This window comes from Hymenobacter cheonanensis (assembly GCF_030581075.1).
Classification (GTDB): domain Bacteria; phylum Bacteroidota; class Bacteroidia; order Cytophagales; family Hymenobacteraceae; genus Hymenobacter.
In genome coordinates this window covers 227437-254226 of sequence record NZ_JAUQSW010000009.1, presented here as the reverse complement: position 1 = coordinate 254226, position 26790 = coordinate 227437, and the positions used below count along the sequence as shown (strand labels likewise).

29 protein-coding genes and 1 tRNA gene are annotated in these 26790 nt (G+C 63.0%); 19 read left to right on the top strand and 11 right to left on the bottom strand.

What is annotated here, in order from left to right; genetic code table 11:
* Positions 1 to 3 precede the first annotated feature (3 nt).
* The 8 genes from Q5H89_RS17470 to Q5H89_RS17435 all read left to right on the top strand — a co-directional run bounded on the left by Q5H89_RS17470 (position 4) and on the right by Q5H89_RS17435 (position 4403).
* Positions 4 to 76, top strand: a tRNA-Lys gene (locus tag Q5H89_RS17470).
* 208 nt (positions 77 to 284) lie between these two features.
* Positions 285 to 617 carry a hypothetical protein gene (locus Q5H89_RS17465; protein WP_305020627.1) on the top strand — a complete coding sequence of 111 codons (333 nt, stop codon included), beginning with the start codon at positions 285 to 287 and terminating at the stop codon, positions 615 to 617.
* Positions 618 to 1486: 869 nt separating this feature from the next.
* Entirely contained in the window at positions 1487 to 1699 is a 213-nt protein-coding gene (locus tag Q5H89_RS17460; RefSeq protein WP_305020626.1) for a hypothetical protein, read from the top strand.
* 182 nt (positions 1700 to 1881) lie between these two features.
* Entirely contained in the window at positions 1882 to 2907 is a 1026-nt protein-coding gene (hemE, locus tag Q5H89_RS17455) for a uroporphyrinogen decarboxylase (protein WP_305020625.1), read from the top strand.
* A 3-nt stretch (positions 2908 to 2910) separates the two neighbouring features.
* Entirely contained in the window at positions 2911 to 3399 is a 489-nt protein-coding gene (locus Q5H89_RS17450) for a hypothetical protein (RefSeq protein ID WP_305020624.1), read from the top strand.
* Positions 3400 to 3530: 131 nt separating this feature from the next.
* The gene (locus tag Q5H89_RS17445; protein WP_305020623.1) at positions 3531 to 3902 is read left to right on the top strand and encodes a hypothetical protein; all 372 of its coding nucleotides are present in this window, start codon (positions 3531 to 3533) and stop codon (positions 3900 to 3902) included.
* Positions 3903 to 3973: 71 nt separating this feature from the next.
* Entirely contained in the window at positions 3974 to 4189 is a 216-nt protein-coding gene (locus Q5H89_RS17440; protein ID WP_305020622.1) for an alkylphosphonate utilization protein, read from the top strand.
* A 4-nt stretch (positions 4190 to 4193) separates the two neighbouring features.
* A complete protein-coding gene (locus tag Q5H89_RS17435) occupies positions 4194 to 4403 on the top strand; it encodes a hypothetical protein (protein ID WP_305020621.1) in 210 nt (69 codons plus the stop codon).
* Positions 4404 to 4445: 42 nt separating this feature from the next.
* Here the strand turns inward: Q5H89_RS17435 and Q5H89_RS17430 are convergent, their stop codons facing one another.
* The 3 genes from Q5H89_RS17430 to Q5H89_RS17420 all read right to left on the bottom strand — a co-directional run bounded on the left by Q5H89_RS17430 (position 4446) and on the right by Q5H89_RS17420 (position 9228).
* The gene (locus Q5H89_RS17430; protein WP_305020620.1) at positions 4446 to 5444 is read right to left on the bottom strand and encodes a bifunctional heptose 7-phosphate kinase/heptose 1-phosphate adenyltransferase; all 999 of its coding nucleotides are present in this window, start codon (positions 5442 to 5444) and stop codon (positions 4446 to 4448) included.
* Between the two features lie 303 nt (positions 5445 to 5747).
* Positions 5748 to 8282: an ABC transporter permease gene (locus tag Q5H89_RS17425; protein WP_305020619.1), complete on the bottom strand. Its 2535-nt coding sequence runs from the start codon at positions 8280 to 8282 to the stop codon at positions 5748 to 5750.
* A gap of 259 nt (positions 8283 to 8541) precedes the next feature.
* The gene (locus tag Q5H89_RS17420; RefSeq protein ID WP_305020618.1) at positions 8542 to 9228 is read right to left on the bottom strand and encodes an ABC transporter ATP-binding protein; all 687 of its coding nucleotides are present in this window, start codon (positions 9226 to 9228) and stop codon (positions 8542 to 8544) included.
* Between the two features lie 296 nt (positions 9229 to 9524).
* On the opposite strand from Q5H89_RS17420, the gene Q5H89_RS17415 reads away from it, so the two are divergent.
* Positions 9525 to 10205: an arylesterase gene (locus Q5H89_RS17415; RefSeq protein WP_305020617.1), complete on the top strand. Its 681-nt coding sequence runs from the start codon at positions 9525 to 9527 to the stop codon at positions 10203 to 10205.
* A complete protein-coding gene (locus Q5H89_RS17410; protein WP_305020616.1) occupies positions 10206 to 10730 on the top strand; it encodes a GNAT family N-acetyltransferase in 525 nt (174 codons plus the stop codon).
* 45 nt (positions 10731 to 10775) lie between these two features.
* Here Q5H89_RS17410 and Q5H89_RS17405 read toward each other — a convergent pair whose 3' ends face one another.
* Positions 10776 to 11009, bottom strand: coding sequence for a hypothetical protein (locus tag Q5H89_RS17405; protein ID WP_305020615.1), 234 nt, complete (start codon positions 11007 to 11009; stop codon positions 10776 to 10778).
* A 121-nt stretch (positions 11010 to 11130) separates the two neighbouring features.
* Here Q5H89_RS17405 and murI point away from each other — a divergent pair, with 121 nt between their 5' ends.
* Complete coding sequence (gene murI / locus Q5H89_RS17400; protein ID WP_305020614.1) at positions 11131 to 11964, top strand: glutamate racemase; 834 nt, start codon at positions 11131 to 11133, stop codon at positions 11962 to 11964.
* Entirely contained in the window at positions 11964 to 12746 is a 783-nt protein-coding gene (locus Q5H89_RS17395; RefSeq protein WP_305020613.1) for an energy transducer TonB, read from the top strand. The genes murI and Q5H89_RS17395 overlap by 1 nt, the downstream gene beginning before the upstream one ends.
* 12 nt (positions 12747 to 12758) lie before the next feature.
* Here the strand turns inward: Q5H89_RS17395 and Q5H89_RS17390 are convergent, their stop codons facing one another.
* From Q5H89_RS17390 to Q5H89_RS17375, 4 genes are all read right to left on the bottom strand, one after another.
* Positions 12759 to 15770 carry a PAS domain-containing sensor histidine kinase gene (locus Q5H89_RS17390; RefSeq protein ID WP_305020612.1) on the bottom strand — a complete coding sequence of 1004 codons (3012 nt, stop codon included), beginning with the start codon at positions 15768 to 15770 and terminating at the stop codon, positions 12759 to 12761.
* A 130-nt stretch (positions 15771 to 15900) separates the two neighbouring features.
* Entirely contained in the window at positions 15901 to 16227 is a 327-nt protein-coding gene (locus Q5H89_RS17385) for a HesB/IscA family protein (RefSeq protein WP_068335803.1), read from the bottom strand.
* Positions 16228 to 16383: 156 nt separating this feature from the next.
* The gene (iscU, locus tag Q5H89_RS17380; RefSeq protein ID WP_157565727.1) at positions 16384 to 16800 is read right to left on the bottom strand and encodes a Fe-S cluster assembly scaffold IscU; all 417 of its coding nucleotides are present in this window, start codon (positions 16798 to 16800) and stop codon (positions 16384 to 16386) included.
* A gap of 108 nt (positions 16801 to 16908) precedes the next feature.
* Positions 16909 to 18123: an IscS subfamily cysteine desulfurase gene (locus tag Q5H89_RS17375; protein ID WP_305020611.1), complete on the bottom strand. Its 1215-nt coding sequence runs from the start codon at positions 18121 to 18123 to the stop codon at positions 16909 to 16911.
* 192 nt (positions 18124 to 18315) lie between these two features.
* On the opposite strand from Q5H89_RS17375, the gene mce reads away from it, so the two are divergent.
* A complete protein-coding gene (mce, locus tag Q5H89_RS17370; protein WP_305020610.1) occupies positions 18316 to 18729 on the top strand; it encodes a methylmalonyl-CoA epimerase in 414 nt (137 codons plus the stop codon).
* A 103-nt stretch (positions 18730 to 18832) separates the two neighbouring features.
* Here the strand turns inward: mce and Q5H89_RS17365 are convergent, their stop codons facing one another.
* Positions 18833 to 19732 (bottom strand): alpha/beta fold hydrolase, encoded by a 900-nt coding sequence (locus Q5H89_RS17365; protein ID WP_305020609.1) that lies wholly within the window; start codon positions 19730 to 19732, stop codon positions 18833 to 18835.
* 139 nt (positions 19733 to 19871) lie between these two features.
* Between Q5H89_RS17365 and Q5H89_RS17360 the strand changes: the two genes are divergently transcribed.
* The 4 genes from Q5H89_RS17360 (at position 19872) to Q5H89_RS17345 (ending at position 23211) form a co-directional block, all read left to right on the top strand.
* Complete coding sequence (locus Q5H89_RS17360) at positions 19872 to 20444, top strand: L-threonylcarbamoyladenylate synthase (RefSeq protein WP_305020608.1); 573 nt, start codon at positions 19872 to 19874, stop codon at positions 20442 to 20444.
* 94 nt (positions 20445 to 20538) lie between these two features.
* Positions 20539 to 21996 (top strand): CCA tRNA nucleotidyltransferase, encoded by a 1458-nt coding sequence (locus Q5H89_RS17355; protein WP_305020607.1) that lies wholly within the window; start codon positions 20539 to 20541, stop codon positions 21994 to 21996.
* Between the two features lie 282 nt (positions 21997 to 22278).
* Positions 22279 to 22794 (top strand): HPP family protein, encoded by a 516-nt coding sequence (locus Q5H89_RS17350; protein ID WP_305020606.1) that lies wholly within the window; start codon positions 22279 to 22281, stop codon positions 22792 to 22794.
* A 3-nt stretch (positions 22795 to 22797) separates the two neighbouring features.
* Entirely contained in the window at positions 22798 to 23211 is a 414-nt protein-coding gene (locus tag Q5H89_RS17345; RefSeq protein WP_305020605.1) for a DUF1622 domain-containing protein, read from the top strand.
* 7 nt (positions 23212 to 23218) lie between these two features.
* Here Q5H89_RS17345 and kdsB read toward each other — a convergent pair whose 3' ends face one another.
* Positions 23219 to 23971 carry a 3-deoxy-manno-octulosonate cytidylyltransferase gene (gene kdsB / locus Q5H89_RS17340; protein WP_305020604.1) on the bottom strand — a complete coding sequence of 251 codons (753 nt, stop codon included), beginning with the start codon at positions 23969 to 23971 and terminating at the stop codon, positions 23219 to 23221.
* A gap of 196 nt (positions 23972 to 24167) precedes the next feature.
* Between kdsB and Q5H89_RS17335 the strand changes: the two genes are divergently transcribed.
* Both Q5H89_RS17335 and Q5H89_RS17330 read left to right on the top strand, forming a co-directional pair.
* The gene (locus tag Q5H89_RS17335; RefSeq protein ID WP_305020603.1) at positions 24168 to 25097 is read left to right on the top strand and encodes a DPBB and LysM peptidoglycan-binding domain-containing protein; all 930 of its coding nucleotides are present in this window, start codon (positions 24168 to 24170) and stop codon (positions 25095 to 25097) included.
* A 175-nt stretch (positions 25098 to 25272) separates the two neighbouring features.
* Entirely contained in the window at positions 25273 to 26031 is a 759-nt protein-coding gene (locus tag Q5H89_RS17330) for a TIGR02757 family protein (protein ID WP_305020602.1), read from the top strand.
* Positions 26032 to 26063: 32 nt separating this feature from the next.
* Here Q5H89_RS17330 and Q5H89_RS17325 read toward each other — a convergent pair whose 3' ends face one another.
* Positions 26064 to 26465, bottom strand: a complete 402-nt coding sequence (locus Q5H89_RS17325) for a hypothetical protein (RefSeq protein ID WP_305020601.1) — start codon at positions 26463 to 26465, stop codon at positions 26064 to 26066.
* Positions 26466 to 26790 lie beyond the last annotated feature (325 nt).

Genomic DNA, 26790 nt, shown 5'->3' with positions numbered 1-26790 from the left:
ATTGGTTCTGTAGCTCAGCTGGTAGAGCAGTACACTTTTAATGTACGGGTCCTGGGTTCGAATCCCAGCGGAGCCACAATGTGCAGCCTCAACCTTCCCAGGTTGAGGCTATTTTTTTGTCTATTCCCGGAGCGATGATAATGCCCGGGTTTGCCGGCTAAGCAACGAATTGGGGTGCTGGCAAACCGCCGCCCTGGGCCAGTAGGACAATGCCGTAGCATAAGCAGGATTATAACGGGTGCAAGGCCTTGTGCGTAAGTAAATTATATCCTATAACTTGTGTCATGACCAGTTCCTACCTGCAAAGCCTCGGCTTTATACCCACTACCAAAAATTCGCCGGCCTCCTTTGCACACGCCTGGCGCTACCAGTACAACCACCTGGCGGCCGACGGTGCCCGCCTGTTTATTGAGCACCCGCTGGGCATTGATGCGTGCCAGCTGAGCGAGCTGGAGGCCCCGCTGGCCGCCCAGGACGTATTTGCCAGCGTAGGCCTGAACGACCGGCCCGCGCTGGCCGCAGCCATGAAGGCTTTTTATGCAGCCCATGGCGGCATGGGCCCCTCCCTGCCGGCCGTGGCCGACAGCGTTTTCCGGCCTTTCCGCCGCCAGCAGTAGTCGGCGCTGGCTCTCGGGCCGGAGCTTTTGCCGGCCCGGGCGCGTGTAAAAGCTGCCGCGCATGTGTAAATTCAAGGATGGAATACCTCCTGAAAGCTCTTGCCCAGCACGGGGCCCTGAGCCCTGCCCACTACTGGCACCTGCGCCTGCTCAGCTCCATCTCGCTGGGGCCGCTGCTAGGCATCCTGTATCTGCTTTTTTTCGGCAAGCGCAGGCGCTCTGGCTTGCCTGCTGCCGGCCCTGCCGCACCTACTATGTGGGTTAACAGCAAAGGCCAGCTACTGTCGCATTCGCGGTCATAACGCTGCCTCGGCGCAGTCCCAGCAGCTTTAAGGCCCCCTTTTTAGGAGAGGCCGCCGCCTCCCCGGACGCAGGCAGAGCTTCCGGAATTTTCTGAATGACCAAAAAACCAGAGACCCAAAAGGCCTCGTCAATACCTTGACGAGGCCTTTTGGGTCTCTGGTTTGGAAAAGGAAAATGTTGAAAAGGTCAGTAACCCAGCGTAGTGGGAGGGTGCACAAAGAAAGGCTGTTGCCAGAGCCCACAAAAGGAAAACTGTCCTTAATTTGTGACATTGAAAATTCGCTTAAAAATTATTTTAATTAAAAAAAATGTGAGTAAAGTATAATATTTGGGTTAATTTTACTTTGCAATATAGGTTGCTAGCTGGTTACCAGTAGATTAGTTAGAAGAAGGTAAATCAAATTGTTAGCGAGAGAGTGACTTTTAGGAAAATTATAATTTGCTTTTGCACAGAGCTACTAGGGATAATTTTTCGACTTTCTGCTACGCCGGCCCGTTCCTGACCTAAGCGCCGAGGCCATTTCGAGAGGTAAACCTAGTGGTGGGTAGCTTGCGTAGAAGGCCGGATGAAGCAGAACCTGCTGGGTCCGTCCCCTTTAGCGCCCCTTAGCACCGCGCCGCAGCCTACCGTAGAGCTGGCTGAAATTGACCTGATTTTTGTGCAGGACCTCGGCCTCGTGCCCAAGCGGCTCGTGACGCTGAGCCGCCCGGCTACGCCGCCCAATGCCCAGCGAAAGTGGCTAGGAGCTGATTTCTCGCACGTTATCGTTTCGCAGTAGCTCAGCCACCGAGGGGCGGCTGCCGGCAGCTAGGCGGAAGTGGGTACTGCCTGCGGCGGCGGCCGCCGCAGTAGTGGCTGTTTCCGGGGCCGGATGGTGTGCCGGTAGGGCAGGGGCGTGTGGCTGCTACCTTTGCGGCCCGCTAGTGCCAGGCTCCCAGGGCCTGGTTTGCTTTCTCCCTCATGCTCAAAAACGACCTTCTCCTCCGCGCCGCCCAGGGCGAAACCACCGCACGCACTCCCGTTTGGCTTATGCGCCAGGCAGGCCGCATTTTGCCCGAGTACCGCGCGCTGCGCGGGCGGCTCTCCGGCTTCAAAGAACTGGTAGAAACGCCGGCGCTGGCGGCCGAGGTCACCATTCAACCCGTGGATGCGCTGGATGTAGACGCGGCCATCATTTTCTCCGACATCCTGGTGGTGCCCGAGGCGATGGGCCTTACCTACGAGATGATTGAGGCCAAGGGGCCGCTCTTTCCGGAGGTAGTGAAAAATGCCGCCGATGTAGAAAAGCTGCGCGTGGCCGACCCCGAGGAGCACCTGGGTTACGTGCTCGAAGCCCTGCGCATCACCAGGCGCGAGCTGGCCGGGCGGGTGCCACTCATTGGCTTCGCGGGCGCGCCCTGGACCATCCTGGCCTACATGGTGGAGGGCCACGGCTCCAAAACCTTCAGCAAAGCCCGCCGGATGCTGTACCAGGAGCCGGCGCTGGCCCACCAGCTGCTCGAAAAAATTACGGTAACCACCATTGCCTACCTGCAGGCGCAGGTGGCGGCCGGGGCCGACATTGTGCAGATATTCGACTCGTGGGCCGGCATTCTGCCGCCCGCGCACTACGCCGAGTTTTCGACCCGCTACATCAACCGCATTAGCGCCGCGCTAGCCCCGCTGGTGCCCGTTACGGTGTTTGCCAAGGGCGCGTGGTGGGCCGTGGAAGACTTTGCCCACTCGCCCTGCCGCACCATCGGGCTCGACTGGAACCAGGCGCCGGCCCAGGCGCGCCGGCTAGCCCCCGGTAAAACGCTGCAGGGCAACCTCGACCCCTGCGCCCTCTACGGCACGCCTGCCCAGGTAAAGGCCGCTACCGAAGCCATGCTGGCCGAGTTTGCCGGCGGCCCGCACATCGCCAACCTCGGCCACGGCGTGTACCCCGATACCAACCCCGATAATGTGAAGGTGTTCGTGGAAACGGTGAAGGCGTGGCGGGGATAGGCTATGAAGCTGCTCTATGTCACTTGCCTATTCTTCTCCACGCTTCGTTTGCAAGCGCAAAGAGTAAGTGTCAAATTCAATGCAAATGCCATACTAGTCCTAGAGCGAGTACCTTTCAGTGCCGTGGGGAAGAGCTTGAAATATTATCCTAGCAAGGAGACAAATGAAAGGAGGTCAGTTGCTTCTATCAATGGCAAGCCCTTTTTTGGTAGTGATGGAGAAGTGCCTCGGTATACTTTAGCTAAAGCGGTTCTGCTACTTAACGGCCGCCCATATAAGTTGCGAGTTGATAGAATGTACAATCCTTGGTTTGGTAATAGTGACAAGGATTATCCGAATAAAAGGGAATTCAGGTTGTTAAAAAAGGGAAGCAAGTATAAGCTTCGAGGTATGTTTTCTGACGGAGCGGGTGGTTATGTAGCAGAATGGCAGTTTACAGGTAAATCATTTGTACGAACTGTTCTAACGAATGATGAAACCTTCTTTTTTTAAAAACCTTCGGTAGATGCTTTTGCCAAATACAGCAACGGTGTCATTCTCGCCGAAGGCAAACTTAATTCTTCGAAATACTTGGTTACTAAGTAGCTTCCTGGCTAGCCCGCCGCTCTTATTTATCTGCCCCAATGGCATTATTCCGCTCGTTGCAACTGCCGGCTAAATTCCACTTCACCGACCCCTACTTTGCCGGCAAGTCGTTTCGCCTGCTCGACATTGGGGCGGGCAACCACTCGGCCAGCGTTACCAAAAAGTGGTACCCGAGCTGTGAGTATTACGGGGTAGCCCTCGACAAGCACTACGCCAGCGATGAGCAGAATTTCCGGCTGATGCCGGCTGGCTGCGCAATGAGCCCGGAGGAGCAAGCTGGATTACGCCGCCATTCCGGACAATTAATTCACGGCAATCTCCACGTGCTCACGTATTTGCTGCCAGCGCTTTGCAACCTACTGGTGCGCCAGCGGCGCACGGAGCCGGCTGGCAGCACCATGCGCCGCTAGCCGGCTTCAGCGCGCTCACTTCCTTGCGCCCTGTGCCACCCAACGGTTACTAACCAACTTTTTATTGCGCTATGGACGCTCCCACCAAAGACAGCAACGGCACGGTGCTCGCCGAAGGCGACGCGGTAACCCTCATCAAAGACCTCAAGGTCAAAGGCTCGTCGCAGACGCTCAAGCGCGGCACGCTGGTCAAGAATATCCGCCTCACCACCTCGCCTGCCGAGATTGAGGGCCGGGCCGGCGGCAGCACAATGGTGCTGAAAACGGAGTTTTTAAAGAAGGCCTAGCCCCATGCCGCTCGTGAAAGCAGACCTGGGCCTGGGCTTCTACGCCGCGTCGATAGTAGTATCGGCGCTGCTCTTTTTTGGGTGGCGGCGGTTGTTTCGGCGCGTGTTTCGCGCCGAGGCCGTAGTGGTAGTAGCCACCGCGATGGCGGCCATCATCAGCACGCCGCTGGTGCTGCTGGCCCTGCTGTGGGTGCTGCACGCGCTGGCCGGCTAGGCTCAACCAGGTAGCCAAAGCCCACTTGCTGGCTGGCCCGCGCTACAGCCCCGCCGCTTCGGCCTCGGCCAGCAGCAGGGGCTTTTCGATGGGCACTACGCCCACCTGCTCGCACACCAGGCCGCCGCCGAGGTTGGCCAGGGCTGCGGTGAAGGCCGCAGGCTGGCCCAGCGCCACGCACAGCGCGGCAATGCTGATAACGGTATCGCCCGCGCCCGACACGTCGGAGATGGTGCGCAGGTGGGCCGGGAGGTACGTTTTTTCGGCGTTCTGCTGGGCAAAAACGCCGTGTTCGGAAAGCGTGACGAGCACAATCTCGGGCGTGAGCACCTCGCGCAGGCGGGCCACGGCGGCCTCGAAGCCGGGGCGGTCGGCATCGGGGGCGCCAAATTCCAGCTTGAGGCCTTCGCGCAGCTCCTTGAGGTTGGGCTTGAAGAGGGTGCAGTGGCGATATGCCAGAAAATTCTTTTTCTTAGGGTCTACTACCGTGGGCACGCCGCGCTCGCGGGCGCGGGCAATGCACTGGGCAATAACCGCTTCGGCCAAAACGCCCTTATCGTAGTCCTCAAAAATAACCACGTCGGCGCGGGGCAGCAGGTCATCATAAGCCGCTAGCAGCTGGGCGGCTTCCTCGGCATTGAGGTCGGTTTCGACCTCCGAATCGATGCGCACGAGCTGCTGGCCGTGGGCCAGAATGCGCTGCTTGAAGGTGGTGGGCCGGTGCGCGCTGCGGATAATGCCGGTGTCGGGCAGGTGGTGCGTGTGCAGCAGCTGCAGCAGCTGGTCGCCACCCTGGTCGTCGCCCACCACCGAGCACAGCAGCGGCGTGGCCCCGAGGGCCTGCACATTGAGGGCCACGTTGGCGGCGCCGCCGAGGCGGTTTTCGGTGCGGTCTACGTTTACGACGGGCACCGGCGCTTCGGGCGAGAGCCGGCTGGCGCGGCCCCACACGTAGGCATCAACCATAACATCGCCCACGATGAGCACTTGAAGGTTGTTGAAATCGGCGAAGAGCTTGGCTAGGGGAGAAGGGGCAGGCATGAGGCAAAATTAGGCCCGTGTGCGGGTTTGAGCGGCGGAGCAGCCCGGCGGGGCCGCGGCGTGCGTTGCCCCGCCGGGCCGGTAGCCAACCAAAAAGCGCAACCAGTTGGCCGGCGAGCCAAACAAGTTGCGCTTTTTGGCCAGTCAGTTGGCCCCGCTCCCCAACTAGTTCTTCATTTTGACGAACAAGCTGCGCTTTTTTGGCAGCCAGTTGTGCTTGCTGCGAAACAAGTTTCTCTTTTCAGGCAACCAGTTGGGGGCTGACCCCAACTGGTTGTTCTTTTTAAGCAACTAGTTGGGGGCCTAGCCCTCGGCGCGCAGCACGGCCAGCGGCGGCTGGCTCAGCACCGAGCGGCTGTTGAGGCCCCCGATAAGCGCCGTGAGGCCCGCCACGAGCGCCACCAACACCGGCAGCGGCCACAGCGCGCTGAGGGCAAAGGGCGTTTCGAATACCCAGGTAGCCAGCGCCCAGGCGGCCAGGCTAGCCAGCAGCACCCCTGCCAAGGCCGCCAGTGAGCCCAGCAGGGCGTATTCGAGCAGCGTAATGCGCAGAATCTGGCTGCGGCTGGCGCCCAGCGTGCGCAGCAGCACGCTCTCACGGGTGCGCTGGTAGCGGCTGATGAGCACCGAGCTGGCCAGCACCAGCAGCCCGGTGAGGATGCTGAAGCCCGCCATGAAGCGAATGACGAAGGAAATTTTGGTCAGAATCTCGTCTACCGTTTGCAGAATCAGGCCCAGGTCGATGGCCGACACGTTGGGAAAGTCGCGCACCAGCGCGCGCTGGGCGGCGGCCAGCACCGCGTTGCTCGGGGTGCGGGTGAGGATGACGTGGAACTGCGGCGCCTGCTCCAACACGCCGGTGGGGAAAACGACCAGAAAATTGGTTTGCACGCGGCCCCAATCGACCTCGCGGGTGCCGCCTACCACCGTGGCGATGGGCGCGCCCTGCACGTTGAACGTCAGCGTGTCGCCGAGCTTCAGCTTCACGCGCTCGAAGTAGCCGGCATCGACCGACACGCGGGGCAGGCCGCCGGCCGGGGCACGCTGGGGCGGGGTGCCCGCCACCAGCTTCTCGGTTTTGCTAAGGGTGTCGCGGTAGGTCACGCGGTACTCGCGCGTTAGCGCCCAGGGCGGAATGCCGTTGGCGGTATCCTTTTTAAGTTGGGTTACCGACTTACCGTTGATGGCGGCCAGCCGCATGGTCACGATGGGTACGCGCTGCAAAATGGGCAGTTTTTGGGCCGTTAGCAATTGCTCGACGCCGCGCTCCTGCTCGGTTTGAATGTCGAACAACACCAGGTTGGGCTGATTGCCGGCGCCCGAAAGCTGCACCCGGCCCAGCAGCACCGCCTGCGTGAGGTAGAGCGTAGCCAGCAAAAACGTGCCCAGTCCCAGTGATAAAATGAGCGTAACGGTCTGGTTTTGGGGCCGGAACAAGTTGGCTAGCCCCTGCCGGGCCACGTAGCTCCAGCCGGTGGGAAAGAAGCGCCGCAGGGCCCAGCGCAGCCCCAGGCCCAGGCCCGCCAGCGCGCCCAGCGCCGCCAGTAGCCCGGCCGCGAAGCCCAGCGCCAGCTTCCAGTCGCGGGTTTGGTAGTACGAAAAGCCCAGCACAAACGCCCCAATGCCCCCTAGCACCAGCCCGCGCAGCGGGTCGGGCGTGGCGGTGTCTTCCTCCAGCGAGGCGCGCAGCACCCGCAGCGGCGACACCCGCCGGATGCTCAGCAGCGGCAGCAGCGCAAAGAGCACCGCCATGGCTAGCCCCGTCAGCAGCCCCAGGGCCACTGAGGCCGGCGATACCGACACGGCCACATCGACGGGTAGAAAACCACCTAGCACCTTCGGCAGCAGCAGCTGCACCACCGCGCCCAGCCCCGCCCCGATGGCCGCGCCCAGCAGCCCCAGCCCCGAAGTCTGAATCAAGTAAATAAGCAGCGCCTGCCGCCCGCTAGCCCCCAGGCAGCGCAGCACGGCCACGCTGGCCAGCTTTTCCTTCACATAAAGGCTCACGGCGCTGGCCACGCCCACGCTGCCCAGCAGCAGCGCCACGAAGGCCACGAGGCTCAGAAACCGGGTGAGGTCGCGGAAGGCGCGGCCGGTGGCCTGCTGGCGGCTCGCCACGGTATCGGTGTCGATACCCGTCTGGTCGAAGCGCGTTTGCAGGGGCTTGATGGCGGCGGCCACGTCGGCGGTGGGCGCAAACTGGTAGTAGGTGCGGTACTGCACCCGGCTGCCGCGCTGCACGAGGCCGGTTTTAGCTAATAAGGCAATGGGAATAAACACCTTGGGCGCCACGGCGGCGCTGAAGCCGCTCTGGCCCGGCGTTTTGAGCACGCGCCCCACAATGGGCACCGTGAGGCTGCCCACCTTCACCGAGTCGCCCACGCGGGCGTTGAACTGGTCGAGCAGCACGTCATCGACGAGCGCGCCGCTCGCCCGCCCGGCCCGAAACTGGGCGCTGGCCTGCGCCGGCTGCGTTTCCCAGGCGCCGTAGTACGGGAAGCCCGCGCCCAGCGCCCGCACCTGCGCCAGCCGCACGCCCTGCGTGCGCGGAAACGACACGAGCGAGGCAAACGATACCTCCTCGGTGCGGGTGCGGCCCAGCCGCTGCAAGGCCGGCCGCAGGGTAGAGTCGAACGGCTGGCTTGAGGACAGCACCAGGTCGGCACCCACCAGCTCGCGGGCCTGCGCATTGATGCTGCGCGCCAGGTTGTCGCCAAACGAATTGATGCCCACCAGCGCCGCAATGCCCAGCACAATGCTCGACATAAACAGCGCCAGCCGCGAGCGGCTGCGGCGCGAGTCGCGCCACGCCATTGTAATCAACCAACTGAAATTCATAATAATCTGGATACTGGCTGGGTGCTGGCGCGAGTTTAGGCGTAGCCCTAACTCGCGCCTGGCTTTACTGCGGAGGCTGCGCCTCCGCTGCCGCGCTAGCGGCAATTGTTGCTCACTTGGTTAATGCCTTGTTATTCTACACTGTTCTGCCGCAGGATGCCGCTGGCGCGGCAGTGGAGGCACAGCCTCCACGTCATGGTTAAGCACGAGTTACGGCTACGCCTAAACTCGCGCCAGTATTCATCAGCAAGCGCTAGGGCTACACCGCCCGCGCCACGGTTTCCTCCACCACCTTGCCGCCGCGCATACGCAGGATGCGCTGTGTTTTGGCGGCCAGCTCCAGGTCGTGGGTTACGAGCACGAGCGTGGTGCCAGCCTCGCGGTTGAGGTCGAACAGCAGCTCCACCACCGTGTCGCTGGTATCGGGGTCGAGGTTGCCGGTGGGCTCATCGGCGAAGAGAATCTGGGGCCGATTGGCAAAGGCGCGGGCCAGGCTCACGCGCTGCTGCTCGCCGCCCGAGAGCTGGGCCGGGTAGTGGTGGCCGCGCGCCCCCAGCCCCACGCGCTCTAGCAGCGCTAGGGCCTGCTTGGCCACGTTGCGCTCGCCGCGCAGCTCCAGCGGCACCTGCACGTTTTCGAGGGCCGTGAGGGTGGGCAGCAGCTGAAAATTCTGGAAAATGAAGCCCACGTGCTGATTGCGCACCGCCGCCCGCTGGTCCTCGCTTAGCTTATCAAGCTGAATGCCCTGCAGCCACACGCTGCCGCTGGTGGCCCGGTCGAGGCCCGCGCACAGGCCTAGCAAGGTGGTTTTGCCGCTGCCGCTGGGGCCCACAATGGCAAACGTATCGGCGGGCTGCAAGCTAAAGCTGACTTCGTGCAGCACCGTAAGCTCGCGCCCGGCGCTGGGGTAAGTTTTGGTTAAGTTCTCGACTTGGAGGCTGGTCATTCAGTTGCTTGTGAAGTCTAAAGGATGAGGTATGAATTGCTGAGCAGGCGGCGTGGGCGAGCCAGCGGGCGATAAAAACGGCTGTCATGTTAAACGAAGCGAAACAGCTGCGCCGCATCGCTGGCTAGTGCTGGTGAAGCGAGCGAGCTGCTTCACTTTGCTCAGCACGACGCCTTTTAAAACGCGCTAGTAAGCAGGCAACAATCTTTGGGGAAGAAAAACGTCATCCCGGCGGTTATACGCTACGTAGGACGCACAACGCCGGCCTATACTTTCGCCCGATTTTGCCTTTCCCCATGAAGTACCTGCCTGGAAGCGCGCTGCTGCTAGCCCTGCTGGCCGCCGGCTGCCAATCCGACTCTTCTTCCGCCACCAAAACCCCGGCTAGCCCCGCGGCAACAGCCGAGGCACCCGCACCCAAGGGCCAGGCCGCCATCCTGTTCTTCGGCGACAGCATCACGGCGGGGCTGGGCGTGGAGCCCGACGAAGCCTACCCCGCGCTCATCGAGGCGCGCGTCGATTCGCTGCACCTGCCCTACACCGTCGTCAATGCCGGCCTCAGCGGCGAAACCACGGCCGGCGGCCGCTCGCGCATTGGCTGGGTGCTGAGCCGCCAGCCGGTGGGCGTGTTTGTGCTGGAGCTGGGCGGCAACGACGGCCTGCGCGGCCTGCCCCTCACCGATACCCGCAAAAACTTGCAAGCCATCATCGACACCGTGCGCCAAAAGGCCCCGCAGGCCAAAATAGTGCTCGCCGGCATGCAGATTCCGCCCAACATGGGCGCCGCCTACGCCGCCGATTTCAAGAAGCTCTACGCCGAAACGGCCGCCAGGAACAAGCTGACGCTCATTCCGTTTCTGCTCGAAAACGTGGGCGGCATCGCCAAGCTCAACCAGCGCGATGGCATTCACCCCACGCCCGAGGGCCATAAATTGGTGGCGCGCACCGTGTGGCGCACTTTGCAACCCATTCTGTAAATGACCATTCCCGTGCTCGAAACGGCGCGCCTGCGGCTGCGCGCCTACCAGGCCGCCGACCTGGCGCCCCTGCTGGCCATGTGGCAGCAGCCGCAGTTTTACCAATACATTACCGGGCAGCCGGCCACGGAGGCCGACGTGTGGCCCCGCCTGCTGCGCGACACCGGCCTGTGGGTGGTGTGCGGCTTCGGGTACTGGGCCATCGAGGAAAAAGCTACGGGCGAGTACGTGGGCGCCGTCGGCTTTGCCGACTTCCGACGCGATATCGTGCCCGCCCTGGCGTGGCCCGAAGCCGGGTGGTCGCTGGCCCCGCACGCCCACGGCCGGGGCTACGCCACCGAGGCCCTGGGCGCCGCCCTGGCCTGGGGCGATGCGCACCTGCCGCAGCCCCGCACGGTTTGCATCATCAGCCCTGATAATCAGCCCTCCCTGCGGCTAGCCACCCGCCTGGGCTACCAGGAGGTTGGCCGCACCACCTTCAAAAACCAGCCCGTGGTGGTGCTGGAGCGCCTAGCGCCGGCCTAGCCAGCCGCGCAGCGGCGTGTTGGCGCCATCCGTTAAATCTGCGGTCTAGATTATCCGCAGGGCGTCTACGTTCACCTCGTCGCGCAGCAGCTCCAGGTTGCGGTAGGTGCGGGGGCGGCCGGCATCGGTGCTGAGGGCAGGCGGGGCGCCTAGCTGCGCCACATCGAGAATCAGCTGGGTAAACTTGCGCTCGCCCAGGTACACGGCCACCGGGCGGGCCCCGAGCCGGGCGTGGTAGCTGGCCAGGGCCTGGTCTATTTCCAGTAAAACTGTGCTCATAAAATAGTCACTACGAAGGATAAACGAGCGCGAAAAATAGAAACGAACCCAGACTTGTGCAAGTTGGGCTAGCCCCCGCACCCGCCCAAACCGCCGAATTGCCCGACCTTTGCCCGTACCTATGACGACTTCTGCTCCCGACCTAGCCGCCCGGCCCATTGGCATTTTCGACTCCGGCATCGGGGGGCTCACCGTGGCCCGGGCCGTGGCCCAGCGCCTGCCCCACGAGCGGCTGGTGTACTTCGGCGACACCGCCCACCTGCCCTACGGCGAGAAAAGTACGGCCGCCATCCAGGCCTACGCCGTTAAAATCTGCGATGTACTGCTGCGCCAGCACTGCAAGCTCATCCTCATTGCCTGCAACTCGGCCAGCGCCGCCGCCTACGAGCTGGTGCGCGAGTACGTGGGCTCTAAAGCCGTGGTAGTGGGGATGATAGACCCCGTGGTGGCGCACGTGAGCCGGCACTACGCCGGCCGCTCGGTGGGCCTCATCGGCACCAAGCAAACGGTGGGCTCCAACATCTACCGCAAAAAAATCGACCAGCTCGACCTGGGCGTGGACCTGCACGCGCTGGCTACGCCGCTGCTCATTCCGATGATTGAGGAAGGCTTTGCCCAGGGCCGCGTGTCGGAGGAGATTATTCGTGCTTACCTCGACCACCCGACCCTGCAAGGTATTGAGGCCCTGCTGCTGGCCTGCACGCACTTCCCGCTCATCAAGCCCCAGATGGAGGCCTATTACCAGGGCCGCGTGGCCGTGCTCGACCCTTCCGACGTGGTGGCCACCACCGTGGCCGAGGCCCTGGCCGCCCGCCAGCTGCTGGCTAGCCCCGCCGAGGGCGCCAGCCCCGCGCACCACTTCTACGTCAGCGATTTCACGCGCTCTTTTGAGGAAAGCACGCGCCTGTTTTTCGGCCAGGAAGTGCAGCTGGAGCACTACCCGCTCTGGGAGTAGTGGCTAGGGCTGCCCCGCCCGCCCGCGCTGGCCGGCGCCTGGCCCTGAGCGGCCTGCTGCTTGGCCTGTGCCTGTGGCCGCTGGCCAGCCGGGTCTCGGAGATAGACCACATATTAGCCGGCGCGGCGACCCTACTGTACTGGCTGGTGGGGCTGGCGGCCGGCGTGGCTGCGCTAGTAGTGCTGGTGGTGGTAGTGGCCACCCCGGCCGCCGAGCGCCGCACCGGCCCGGCTTGGCTGGCGGGGCTAGCCCTCATCAGCCTGCTTTGCCTGGGCCGGGCGGGGCTGTTCGAGGTACTGCGCGCGGGGTGGGCGGGGGGAGAGGACGAGGCCAGGCCCTTCGGGCTGGTGCTGCCCGCCCGGCAGCCTGCCCCCTCGCCGGGCTTGCTGGCCGAGATAGCACGGGTAAATTCGGCCGATACGGCGCGGCCGTCGCCCATCTATACCTACGTGGCGGCCATGCCGCACCTGCCCGGCGGCGATAGCACGGCGAGCCAGCGCGTGCGGCAACTGCTGCAGTACCCGGCCGCCGCCCGGCTGCACGGGGCCAGGGGGCTGGTGTACCTCAGCTTTCTGGTGGGCACGCGCGGCGAGGTGCTTAACCCGCACGTAGTGAAGAGCTTGGGCTACGGCTGCGACGAAGAGGCACGGCGCGTGCTGGCCGCACTGCCCCCGTTCGTGCCCGGCATCCAGAATGGACGGCCGGTAGTAGTACAGCTGCTGTGGGCATTTTCCTTCCGCCCCAGGCCTCAAAGCGCCGCCGCACCGGTGCGCCGGCCCTAGCCGGCGGGCTGCTTAAGCTTTGGCCGCATCCTGGTCGGGCAGCACAACGGTGAAGGTAGAGCCCACCCCCGGCTGGCTTTGCACCGTAATGGTGCCGCCCGCGTTTTCGACTATTTTTTTCACCATGTACAGCCCCACGCCCGAGCCCTCTACGTGGCTGTGCAGGCGCTGAAACATCTGGAACAGCTGGCTCTGCTGCCCCTCATCAAGGCCCAGGCCGTTGTCCTGCACCTCCAGCACCACCGCGTGCCGGGTGCGGTGGCAGCGCAGCTGTACCACGGGCGCCCGCTCGGGCGCGCGGTACTTAAGCCCGTTGCTGAGCAGGTTATAAATAATACTGCGTAGGTTTTTGGCCGAGAACGCTACCGTGGGGCAAGCCGCCACGTCGAGCGTGAGCGTAGCGCCGTGGGCTAGCTCGGGCAGCAGGTCGAGGCGAATGTCTTCAACCAGCGTGGCCAGGTCTACCAGCTCGGGGGGCTGCGCGTGCGCCTGCTGCAGCTTGGAAATATCGGCGAGCTGGGCAATAGTTTTCTGAAAGCGCTCGACCGAGCCCTGCATCATGGCCAGCAGCGGCGCCACCTGCTCGGCCCGGCGCACGGCCGGGGGCAGCTGCTCGCGCAGCGCCGTCAGCAGCCCCTCAATGTTGGTGATGGGCGCCTTCAGGTCGTGCGAGGCCGTGTAAATGAAATTGTCGAGGTCCACGTTGGTGCGCACCAATTGCTGGTTGGCCTCGTCAAATTCGGTATTGATGGCCCGCAGCTGCTGGTTGGCATGCGCTATCTGCTGGCGGGCGGCCACCTGCTCGCTCACCTCGGTAGCCACAATGGCCACGCTGTCGATGCACCCGGCCTCATCGCGCAGGGGCTGGTACACAAAGTTAAGGTATACCGTATCGAGCTGCCCGTGGCGCTCTAGCAGCGCGCTTACCTCTTGGGCCAGAAAGGGTTGGCCCTCCTGCATCACCTTGGCCAGTATTTCCGGAAAGCCCTGTTCACGCGCCTCCGGCAGGGCATCAAACAGCGGCTGGCCCAGCAATTGCGCCTGGGTGCGCCCCCAAATGCTGGCAATCAAGGGGTTGGCTACTTCTATGAGGTAGTTGGGGCCCTGCACAATGGCAATGGCCACGGGGGCCTGCTCCAGCACGGCTTGTAGCTGGGCCTGCGCGGCGGCGCGCTGCTGGCGGGCCAGCACCTGCTCCGTTACATCGGTAGCAAAAACGGAGATGCCCACTATCCGATTATCCTCCCGATAGGCCTGATAAGTGAAATTGAGGTACACCGTTTTGGCCGGCTCGGGGCCTAGCGGTGCCACTTCGAGCGGCACCTCTACGCCAAAATACGTTTCGCCCGTGGCGTACACGTGGTCCAGCAAGGCGATAAACCCTTGGGTTTCGGCTTCGGGCTGCATGTCGATTACGGTGCGGCCCCGCATGGGGCGCCCACCCAGCAGCAGCTGGTAGGCTGCATTGTAATAGCTTACGCGGTGCTCGGGGCCCCGTAGCAAGCCAATAACGGCGGGCGTATGCTCAAAAACCCGGTAGAAGGTTTCGCGCTCCTGTACCTGGCGCTGGGCAGCAGCCAGCAGCTGCGCCTGCAAGGTTTCGGCGCGCTGCTGGGCTAGCACCTGCGTTGTGACATCGAGGGCAAAAACCAGCACCCCGTCGATGCGGCCCTGCTCATCGTAGCGTGCCTGCTGAATGTAATGAAAGTAAAAATCTTCGAGTGGCCCGCCCTCGTGCTTCGCCACCGCAAGGTGAATATCCAGCTCCTCGTGGGTCTGGCCCGTGGTATATACCTGGCCTAGAGTGTGCCATACCGGCTGGTCGGCCAGCTCAGGCAGGGCTGCCAGCAGTGGCTGGCCCAGCAGTAGCCGGCCCGGAAACAGTTTTTGGTAGGCCGGGTTCACTAGCTCAAATACAAAGTCGGGCCCGTCGAATATGCAAATGGCCGCCGGGGCCTGCATAAAGAAGCGCTCCAGGCGTCGGCGCTGCTGTTCGGCGTCGGCGCGGGCCTCCAGCAGGGCCTGGGTGCGCGCCAGCACCCGGTCTTCGAGCTGCTGGTTGAGCTGCTGCAGCTGCGCCTGGGTGTGCGCCAGCTCGGCATTGCTGGCCAAAAGCTCCCAGTTGGCGGCTAGCAGCTCCTCGTTGGTGGCGGCCAGTTCCTCGTTGAGGTGCTGCACTTGCTGGCGGGCCAGCACCTGCTCCGTCACGTCGGTGGCAATGTCGAGGACCCCTAGCAGCTCGCCCCGGCTGTCGTACAGCGGCTGGTACACAAAATTGAAATAAGCGGTTTCCAGCCGGCCGTTCTGGGGAAGCTGCGCGGCGGCCTCGCGCCCCACAAACGGTACGCCCGTGCGGGCCACGGCGGCAATTTGTTCGGTAAAGCCCTGGCCGCGCAGCTCGGGCACGCCTTCCAGCAGCGGCTTGCCCAGCACCTGGGCCGGCGCGTAGCCCCACATGGCGCAGAGCTGCTCATTAGCCGCCGCCACCCGCTGCTCGGGGCCCTGAAACAACCCAATGGCTACCGGCGCCTGCTGCAACACCGTATCGAGCAGGTTGCGCTCGTGCTCTACGGCCAGGCGGGCGGCCTGCTCGCGCGCCTGGCTGGTACGCAGGGCCTGCTCCACGGTGGCCGGCTCGTAGGCCGAGCTGTCGGTGAGGCTCACTACCAGCAGCTGGCCGCTGCGCTGCGCCGCTACCAGGTAAAAGCCGTCGTGGCCGTCGGTGTGGTGCGTAAAATCATACTTGCTAGCCTCGCCCGTGGTATACACGCGGCGGTAAAAATCCAGCAGCCCATTGGTAACTACGTGCGGAAACAGCGCGCGCAGCGTACCGGCCGGCTGCTCGGGCAGGTTTACAATGCGCTGCGCGGCGGGGTTCAGGTACTCCACCACAAAGTCAATTATCTCACCGCCGGCCCCTGGCACCGGGCGCAGCAGATTAATGGCCGTCAGCGAGACGGCCAGCGTGGCCCGCAGCAAGTCATCGGCCGCAGAAAGCGTAACTGTGGAAGGCGCAAGAGCCATTTATAGCAGAAATTCAATCGGTGCGGCAACGCGTTGGCCACGCCCGGCCGTTGCTGCTGTCAGCAGCGAAGGTATAAAAAAAGGCCTCCGCGTATGCTACGCGGAGGCCTTTTGAAGTCGTAAAATCGGATTATACCGAAAAACTCTCGCCACAGCCGCAGGAGCGCGAGGCATTTGGGTTGTGAAACTGAAAGCCCTTGCCGTTCAGGCCGTCCGAAAAATCAAGCTCGGTGCCGGCCAGGTACAGAAAGCTTTTCATGTCTACCACCACGCGCACGCCCTTGTCCTCAAACTCCTGGTCCATCGGACGCGTTTCGTTGTCAAAGTCCAGCTTGTAGCTCAGGCCCGAGCATCCGCCGCCCGCCACCGAGGCGCGCAGCCGGTACGTAGCATCGAGCTGCGAGTCGCGCATCAGATGCTCCACTTTTTCCTTGGCTTTATCCGAAACGGTAATCATAACAAGTAGGTAGCTAGGGGTCGTAGAAAGAATAGCCGCGCGCCGGGCCCGGTAGGCCGGCGGCACCTTCTTAACAAAGATACCACTAAGAAGGATTCTAAATAACAAAAAAAGACGGCCCCAGGCGGGGCCGTCTTCACAATGGGGTAGGGCAGCCTAGTGGTGCGACTTTTCCAGCTCCAGGGCGGGCAGACCATTTTTTACGCGGTAGTCGTTGATAGCCATTTTGATAGCATCCTCAGCCAGTACCGAGCAGTGGATTTTTACGGGCGGCAGGGCCAGCTCTTCCACAATCTCCATGTTGTCGATGGCCAGAGCCTCGTCCACAGTTTTGCCTTTCAGCCACTCGGTGGCCAGGCTCGACGAAGCGATGGCCGAGCCGCAGCCGAAGGTCTTAAACTTGGCGTCGGTGATGGTGTTGGTGGCTTCGTCTACCTCAATCTGCAGGCGCATTACGTCGCCGCACTCGGGGGCGCCAACCAGGCCGGTGCCCACCGTTTTCTTGCTTTTGTCCAGCGTGCCCACGTTGCGGGGGTTGCTGTAATGGTCGATTACCTTATCGGAGTAAGCCATGGTATTTTGGGAGTTATGAGTTAAAAGTTATGAGTTATGAGTTGTCAGCCACAAGTTTAGAGCGCACAGCGGGCAACTCATAACTCATAACTTTTAACTCATAGCTTTCTAGTGTTCTGCCCACTCAATGGTGCTGAGGTCAACACCTTCTTTGTGCATTTCCCACAGCGGCGACATTTCGCGGAGCTTGGTCACGGCCTCTTTTACGTGGCCGATGGCGTACTCGATTTGCTCGTCGGTGGTGAAGCGGCTCAGGCCGAAGCGCAGCGAAGAGTGCGCCAGGTCGTCGCTCAGGCCCAGGGCCTTGAGCACGTAGCTAGGCTCTAGCGAAGCCGAAGTGCAGGCCGAGCCCGAAGATACGGCCAGGTCTTTCACACCCATCATCAGGCCTTCGCCTTCTACATACTTAAAGCTGATGTTGGTAACGTGCGGCAGGCGGTGCTCGCGGCTGCCGTTCACGTAGCTTTCCTCCAGGGGCAGCAGCGAGTTTTCGAGGTGGTCGCGCAGCTTGCTCAGGCGCTCGGCATCGGCGGCCATTTCGAGGCGGGCCAGCTCACAGGCTTTGCCGAAGCCCACAATGCCGGGCACGTTGAGCGTGCCCGAGCGCATGCCGCGCTCGTGGCCGCCACCATCCATTTGGGCGGTTACTTTTACGCGCGGGTTTTTGCGGCGCACGTAGAGGGCGCCCACGCCCTTGGGACCGTACATTTTGTGGGCCGTGAAGGCCATCAGGTCAATGCCATCGGCCTGCACATCCACCGGGATTTTACCTACGGCCTGGGTGCCGTCGCTCATGAAGAGCGCACCGTGCTTGTGGGCAATGGCGGCAATTTCGCGAATGGGCTGGATAGTGCCCGTCTCGTTGTTGCCGTACATGATGGTAACCAGGATGGTCTGGGGCGTCATGGCCGCTTCCAGCTCGTCCAGGCTAATCAGGCCTTGCTCGTTTACGGGCAGGTAGGTGACCTTGCCGCCGAGCTTTTCGATGTGCTTGCAGGTGTCGAGCACGGCTTTGTGCTCGGTGGTAGTCGTGATGATGTGGTTGCCGCGCTGGCTATACATCTCATATACCCCCTTGATACCCAGGTTGTCGCCCTCAGTAGCGCCGCTGGTGAAAATAATCTCCTTGGGGTCGCAGTTGATGAGCTGGGCAATTTGGTTGCGAGCATAGTCTACGCCTTCCTCAGCAGCCCAACCGAAGGGGTGGTTGCGCGAAGCCGCGTTGCCGAACACGTCGGTGAGGTAGGGCATCATGGCTTCCAGTACGCGCGGGTCGAGCGGCGTAGTGGCGTTGTTGTCCAGGTAGATAGGTAGCTTAAGCATGGCGCTGGGCTGAATTTTCTGGTAAAGGCTAATAACTAGGCGTTGGCTGCAGATGAAACAGAATTTTGGCCTAAACAGTTTTTTCGAATCCACAAAAATAGCTGGAATCTGTCTAAAAACTACACCCTTCTCTGGGCTAGCCCCCGCCGCCGGTAGCTTTGCGCCGCTGGGCTAGCCCCCTGGCTTCTTGTTATGCTTACCAACCTCGAACACTTGGGCCTGGCCGTGCGCGACCTAGCCGCCGCCACCGACCTCTACACCCGCCTGCTCGGCCAGCCGCCCTATAAAACTGAGCACGTGCCCAGCGAGGCCGTAGACACGGTTTTCTTCCAGGTCGGCGGCTCCAAAATTGAGCTGCTGGCCGGCACCAGCCCCGAAAGCGCCATCACGAAGTTCTTGGAAAAAAAGCCTGAGGGCATTCACCACGTAGCGTTCGAGGTCGATGATATTGAGGCCGAAATGGCGCGCCTGCGCACCGAAGGCTTCACGCTACTAAACGAAGCACCCAAGCGCGGCGCCGATAACAAGCTGGTGTGCTTTGTGCACCCCAAAAGCGCGGGCGGCGTGCTGGTAGAGCTTTGCCAGTCGATAAAAGCAGCTGACTAAGGAAATTATCTGTCATGCTGACAAAGGAATCATTTTCTTGCCGCTGAACGAATTATGCGAACCCAGTAAGATGCTTCCTTCGTCAGCATGACGAGTCAGGGGGCTAGTGGCCGCCGACCAGCACCGCGGCCACGATAGCGTCGGGGGCTTCGCGGGGCACGTAGTGGCCCACGCCAGGCAGCACGCGGCGCGCGTAGGGGCCGCTGAAATACTGCTCTTTGCCTTCGGAAGAAGCGACGAGGCTAGCCCCGTCCAGCTCGCCGTGGAGCACGGTGGTGGGCACGCTGATTTTGGGCTGCGGCTCGGTTTGCTTTTCCAGGGCGGCGTAGCGCGGGTCGGGCGGGGCGGCGCCCCAGCGGAAGCAGTAGGCGTGAAGCACCACATCGACCCAGTCGGGGTTTTCCCAGCTGGCGGCGGTGCGCTCGAAGGTGACCTCGTTGAACTGCCAGGTGGGCGACCACAGGTGCCAGATGTAGTGGCAGAATTCGCGGCGGTTGTTTTTCAACGCTTCGTGGCCGCGCTCGGAGTGGAAAAACCATTGGTACCAGTAGGCGTGAATCTGCTCGGCCGGAAGCTGTTCGCCCGGCTTGATGCCCGTTTCGTACCCCACCGAAATGGCCACCATCCGCTCGATGCGCGCGGGCCACAGCGCGGCCAGCAGGTAGGCGGCGCGGGCGCCCCAGTCGTGGCCCACCAGCACCACTTTGTCGATGCCCAGGTGGTCGAGCAGGTCGATGGCATCCTGGGCCAGGGCGGTGGTTTGGCCGCTGCGCATCGTAGCAGCATCCAGGAAAACGGACCCGCCGCAGCCGCGCATGGAGGGGGCCAGGGTTTGGTAGCCGGCGGCCACGAGCTGCTCGGCTACGGCATCCCAGGTACGCAGGTCGTCGGGAAAGCCGTGGAGCAGCAGCGCCACGGGCGCGTGGGCAGGGCCGCGCCGCTCGTAGGCAATGCGCAGCGTGGGCGCCTCGAAGGTGTGGGCGGTGGGGGAGGAAGAAGCCATAAGAGAAACCTGCATCTTTGCAGGTGCTTGGCTGAACGGCCGCCGCGCCGCGCGGTTTCACCACTTGGCTAGCCCCGGCAAAATGCCCTTAGGCTAAGCTGAGCCGTATTTCTGCCTTATTTTCCGTCTTATGTCGTCTATGAATTTTTTTCGCCAGGAAGTAGATGCCGCCGTCGACGAGCTGCTGGCCCAGCAAGTCATTCTGTATCCTACCGATACGGTGTGGGGCCTGGGCTGCGACGCCGAGGTGCCCCGGGCCGTGGAGAAGCTCTACAAGCTGAAGGGCCGCGCCGAGGGCACGCCCAGCATCGTGCTGGTGGCCGACCTGGAGATGCTGCGCCGCTACGCCGCCGAGGTGCCCCCCGCGCTGGAAGCCGCCCTGGCCGCCCAAACCCGGCCCACCACCTACATTGTGCCCGCCAGCCGCGCCGTGGCGCCCAACCTCGTGGCCCCCGATGGCACGGTGGGCCTGCGCGTGGTGCAGGATGAGTTTTGCCACAAGGTGGTGCGCCGCCTGGGCCACGGCCTGGTGAGTACCTCGGCCAACAAAACCGGCCAGCCCACGCCGGCCGTTTTCAGTGAGGTAGACCCGGCCATCGAGCGGGGCGCCGACTACGTGGTGAACTGGCGCCAGGACGACCAAACCCGCACCGCGCCCTCGCGCATTGTGCGGCTAGGGGCCGGCGGCGCCCTCGAAGTAGTGCGCGAGTAATGCGTCAAGCACGAAGTAGCGCGAACTTTGTGGTTCGCATCTCCGCACAACTGCCAGCCCGGCGAGGCGAATTACAAAGTTTGCGCTACTTATTATGACCACCCCCACGCTGCCCGACCTGCCCATCTTTCGCACCATCGCCGACGCTGCCCACGAGCTGGGCCAGCCAGCCTACGTTATTGGCGGCTACGTGCGCGATTTGGCTTTGAAAAGAAGCAGCAAAGACATTGATGTGGTGACGGTGGGCGACGGCATCCGGCTAGCCCAGGCGGTGGGCCGGCGGCTGCCGGGGCGCGGGCGCGTCACGGTATTCAAGAACTTCGGCACGGCCATGCTGCCCACCGAGGAGGCCGGCGAAATTGAGTTTGTGGGCGCCCGCAAGGAAAGCTACCGTGCCGAAAGCCGCAAGCCTGAGGTAGAAGCTGGCACGCTGGAAGACGACCTGGCTAGGCGCGATTTTACCATCAACGCGCTGGGCCTGAGCCTGAACGGCGAGGACTTTGGCGCGCTCGTGGACCGCTACGACGGTATGAAGGACCTAGCAGCTAAGACCATCCGCACCCCGCTGGGGCCCGATATTACGTTTAGCGATGACCCGCTGCGGATGCTGCGTGCCATCCGCTTTGCGAGCCAGCTCAACTTTGATATTGAGCCGGACACCTACGACGCCATCGGCCGCAATAAGGAGCGCATCAAAATCGTGTCGCAGGAGCGCATCACGATTGAGCTGAACAAGATTGTGGAATCGCCGGTGCCGAGCTACGGCTTCAAGCTGCTGTTTCAAACCGGCCTCTTGCAGCTCATTTTTCCGAAAATGGCCCTGCTGCACGGCGTGGAAAAAGTGGGCCAGCACGCGCACAAAGACAATTTTTATCACACCCTGCAAGTGCTCGACAACGTGGCCGCCGCCGGCGGCGACTTGTGGCTGCGCTGGGCCGCCGTGCTGCACGACATTGCCAAGCCCGCTACCAAGCGCTACGACCCCAAGGTAGGCTGGACGTTTCACGGCCACGAGGACAAGGGCGCGCGCTGGGTGCCGGGCATTTTCACCGACCTCAAGCTGCCGCTAGGGGAGGAAATGCGCATGGTGCAAAAGCTGGTGCGCCTGCACCTGCGCCCCATTGTGCTGAGCAAGGAAATCGTGACCGACTCGGCGGTGCGCCGCCTGCTCTTCGAGGCCGGCGACGACATCGACCGCCTCATGGTGCTGTGCCGGGCCGATATCACCAGCAAGGACCACCAGCGCAAGGCCCGCTACCTCCAGAATTTCGACGTGGTGGAGGAAAAGCTGCGCGAGATTGAGGCCAAAGACCACCTGCGCAACTTCAAGCCCGTCATCACCGGTGAGGTCATCATGGAAACCTTCGGCCTGAAACCATCGCGCCAGGTGGGCGAGCTGAAGGAAGCCGTGCTCGAAGCCATTCTAGAGGGCGAAGTGCCCAACGAGTGGGCGCCCGCCTACGCCCTGCTGCTGCGCCGCGGCGCGGCGCTGGGGCTAGCCCCGGCCGTGCAAGTGCCGCCGCCCGCGCTGCCCGCGCCCGCCGCGCAGTAGCCAACCGGGAAAGCGGATGTCCCTTTTCTGCCAACGCATTGGCTAAAAAGGCGAATTCATTCGGCGGCGACCCGAACTCATTCGCCAAAGTGGGCAACTCATTCAGCCGCGCGGCGAATTGAATCAGCAAAAAGGCGAACTCATTCGGCCGCGACCCGAACTTATTGGCTAAAAAGGCGAATGAGTTCGGGTCCGACCCTATTTAATTGGGGTCCGACCCCAATTAAACCACCCACCGGGCGGCCGATTTACCGTAAGAGGCGGAGCTTATTTCTTCGGCCTATGCCCCCTGCTACTACTCCGGCCGCACCGCTCGGCCGCCCGCGCCTGGGCGGGCGCCGCGAGGTGCTGCTAGCCCTGCTGCCCACCCTCACGGTGCTGGGGCTGCTGTGGCTGCTCAAGGCGCTCAGCAATCAGCAGCTGCTGTTTGCTTCGCTGGCCAGCAGCTGCTTTTTGATATACCTCGACCCTAGCCATCCGGCCAATAGTGCGCGCACGCTCGTCGTCAGCCAGCTAGGGGCGGCGGGGCTGGGCTACCTGTTTCATGCCTGGCTGGGGCCGAGCTACGGCAGCGCGGCGCTAGCGCTGGTGAGCGTGATTGGGCTAATGATTGCGACCAATACTATGCACCCGCCGGCCGTAGCCACGGCGCTCAATTTTGCGTTTCGGGCCGGCACGGGCGAGGGCAGCCTGGCTTTGTTTGGGCTGGCGGTGGGCCTGGTGGTAGTGCTGCTGGCCGTGCAGCGCGGCTCCGCGTATCTGGTGCGGCGGTTCACGGCCGCCGGTTTAGTTTCTTAGCCTATGCTACTTGCTGTCGAAAATTCCGTCACGTTGTTTGCCCGCACCGAAGAGGGCGTGGTGGCCGGCGTGCAGTGGCTCAAACTGGGGGTAGAAGTAGTGGGCGCCTCCATCATCGCGCTGGGTATTCTCACGGCGGGCGGCCTGCTGGTGAAAGCCCTGCTGGCCCGGCGCACGGCCGATTTTACGGCCATCCGGCTCACGCTGGCCCGCTACCTGGCCCTGGCCCTGGAATTTCAGCTCGGGGCCGATATCCTCAGCACGGCCATTGCCCCAAGCTGGGAGCAGATTGGCAAGCTCGGGGCCATTGCCGTTATCCGCACGGCGCTCAACTTCTTTCTATCTAAGGAGATGGAGGAGGAGCGCAAGCAAAGCGGCGACGAAAAAGAAGTAGTAGCCCGCTCGCTAAAAGAGTAGGGCCAGGCTAGCCCACCCCCAGCCGCTGGCGCGCCCGGGCCACGTCCTCGGGCGTGTCGATGCCGAAAGCATCCAGCTCGGTAATGGCCGTTTGGATGACAAAACCGGCCTCCAGCCAGCGCAGCTGCTCTAGGCTCTCGGCCAGCTCCAGGGGCGAGGGCGGCAATTGCGTGAGTTGGCGCAGCACCGCGGGCTGGTAGGCATACAGGCCCAGGTGCCGGTAGTAGCGGTGGTGGGCCAGCCACTGCTGGCTAGGGTGCTGGCGCTGGTAGGGCAGGGGGTGGCGGCTGAAATACAGCGCCTCGCCCCGCTGGTTGGTTACCACCTTGGGCAGGTGCGGGCTGAATAATTCTTCCTCCGTGAGCACCGGCTTGATGAGCGTGGCAATGGCCGGCGCGGGCTGCTGGGCAAACAAGTCCACCAGGGCATTAATCTGTGCCGGCTGGATAAACGGCTCATCGCCCTGAATATTGACGATGCAGCTCACCTCGCCAGGCTGGCCCAGCAGCGCAAAGGCTTCCCACGCGCGGTCGGTGCCGCTGGGGTGGTCGGCGCGCGTGAGCACCGCCTCACCGCCGAAGCCGCGCACGTGGTCGAGAATGCGCTCATCGTCGGTGGCCACCACCACCCGGTCTAGCCGGGCCTGGCGGGCCTGCGCCACCACGCGCTCAATCATGGTGCGGCCGCCCAGGTCTACGAGGGGCTTGCCGGGCAGGCGGGTAGAGGCGTAGCGGGCCGGAATAATGCCGAGGGCAGCCATAGTGGGCAGGGGCGAAGACGGGAACGGAAGCAACGAGCACTAGGCCCTGGCCGGTACTAACCCGGCCCGATTGCCCGTTAAGAAAGGCCGAAACTACGGCGGGCCGGCCGCTGCGTAGTTACTTTGCCTACCGCTGGCCCTGGGCCGGGGCCGGCCCAGGGCCGGTTTTGGTACACCTTTAGCTTTGCTTCTGCGCATGAGTCTGCTTGCTTCTTTCTTGATACTTAACTCGCTGCACGGCCCCCTGGCCCCGCTGCCCCCTAGCCACCGCCTGCCCACCGACTCTATTGGCCAGGAAATGCGCGGTGGCCAGCGCTTTGTGCGCCACCGCGTGGCCCAGGGCGAAACCATGTTTGCCCTCAGCCGCCGCTACCACGTAACGGTAGACCAGATTACCGCCGCCAACCCGCAGCTCAAAACCGGCCTCGGCATCGGCGAGGTGGTGCTGATTCCGCGCGGGGCGGCCGGGGGCACCAAGGCCGCAGCGCCGGCCGCTGGCCCGGCCCGGCTGCCCACGGCCGCCGCTACCGCCGTGCCCGACCGCTACACCGTGGCCAAGGGCGAAACGCTCTTCGGCATTGCCCGGCGCTTCAACCTGGCGCCCGCCGACCTGATTCTCTACAACCACCTGCCCGCCGGCGGCGCGGTGCGCGTGGGCCAGGAGCTGCTGCTGCGCGCCGCCGAAGGCGGCACCCCGGCCGTAGCGGCTAGCCCGGCGCCCGCCGCGCCCGAGGCGCCGGCCCCCAAAATCAACCCCGCCGCGCCCGCCCAGGTAGCTACCGTAACGCCCGCCACGCCCGCCGAGCGCCGCGAGGAAGCCGCCGAAACCAAGAGCCCTACCCACGCCAGCGAGCTGGTGCAGCGCAAAACCGACGTGGGCATCGCCACGGCCATCGCCAACAACGGCACCGACAAATACCTGGCCCTGCACAAAACGGCCCCCGTGGGCACCATTATGCAGGTCAAAAACCAGATGAACGGCCAGTCGGTGTACGTGCGCGTTATCGGCACGCTGCCCGACACGGGCGAGAATGAGAACATCCTGGTGCGCCTCTCGCCCCGCGCCGTGCAAAAGCTGGGCACCACCGACGCCAAGTTTCGGGTCGAGACGAGCTACGTGCCGTAGGGCCGGGCTAGCCGCCCCAATTGCCGCGTCATGCTGAGCGCAGCGGAGCGGAGCCGAAGCATCTTGCCCGGTGAACTAACCCCTGGCGTTAGGTTTTACTGCACCGGGCAAGATGCTTCGACTCCGCTTTGCTGCGCTCAGCATGACGTTTTGCTTTTTTCTTATCTCGAAGTAGATGCCTAAACTAGACCTGGCGGCGCTGCGCGCCCTGCTCGACGCCCGCGCCAACCAGTACAACCAGCCCACGTTTCTGCTCAAAGACCCCGTCAGTATTCCGCACCGCTTCACGCGCTTGCAGGATATTGAAATCAGCGGCCTCTTTGCCGCGCTGCTCGCCTGGGGCCAGCGCCCTACCATTCTGAAGAAAACGGCTGAGCTGATGACGCGCATGGATGATGCGCCCTACCAGTTCATCACCCAGCACCAGGACGAGGAGTTAAAAAAGCTGCTCGGCTTCTGCCACCGCACTTTCTGCGATACCGACCTGCTCTACTTTGTGCACTGGCTGCGGTGGTTTTACGAAAGCCATACTTCGCTGGAAGACGCCTTTTTGCACGGCACCACCATGCGCGAGCGCCTGATAAACTTCCACAACCTGTTTTTCAGCTTGCCCGAGGCGCCGGCCCGTACCCGCAAGCACGTGGCCACGCCCGCCCGCAATTCGGCCTGCAAGCGCCTCAACATGTACCTGCGCTGGCTGGTGCGCCGCGACAATAACGGCGTCGATTTTGGCCTCTGGATGCGCATCAGCCCTAGCGAGCTTATCTGCCCCATCGATGTGCACGTCGAGCGCCAGGCCCGCCTGCTCGGCCTGCTCCAGCGCGATAAGGTAGACTGGCCGGCCGCCGAGGAGCTGACGGCTAACCTGCGCCTGCTCGACCCCAGCGACCCGGTAAAGTATGACTTCGCGCTCTTCGGCGAGGGCGTGGGCTAAGGCAGGGCAAGCGTTGGCTTGTCTGTTTTACCCTACGCGCCCGCTCCCGTCACTACCGGCAGCAGCGCATCTTCGCCGCTGCGCGTGAGGCGGTGGTAGCGGGTGCGGCCCCGATAAAACCATTCGGCGAGGCCCCATTCGGCCAGGCGCAGCAAGTGGCGGGCCGTCATGCGCGGGCCCAGGCCCGCGGCCGAGGTGAGCGCGGCCGTAGGCGCCTCGGGGTGGGCTAGCAAGTGCAGCAGTAGCTGGGCAAAAGCGGCGCGGGCGCGGTAATCGCGCACGTGGTGGGTTGTTTCGAGCCAGTGCGCCAGCCGCTGGGCAATGGCTTCGGGCGTCTGGCTTGGTGGCTCGGGCGGGCGCACCACGTCGCGCTCGGCCACGCGCCGGGCAAAGCTGGCCGCCAGGTCGGCGGGCAGGGAAGTGGGAAGAGGCATAGGAAGGGGCTGCGGTGGGTAGGGCGCAAGGTAAGCTATCCGCGTCATACTAGCTAGAGTAAGCGTCTGTCTGGCTCCAAAACAAGTCTTTTTGTGTTTAAATAAAGTCTCTTGATGAGAAGCTAAGGTCTTACAGCAGATAATACAGGTACTCTGGGTGAAAACCTAAGCCACACTACTCGTAGCGTGCGTCTGCTTTGAGTGAAAAAGAGTACTTTAGTCTGTATTACACGTCCTACAAGCAGTAGTATGCGTCGCCCGGCTGGCAATTCAAGTCTTACTGGCCAGCACCGGCACGCGTTACGCCGCGTAACCTCGCGCCAGT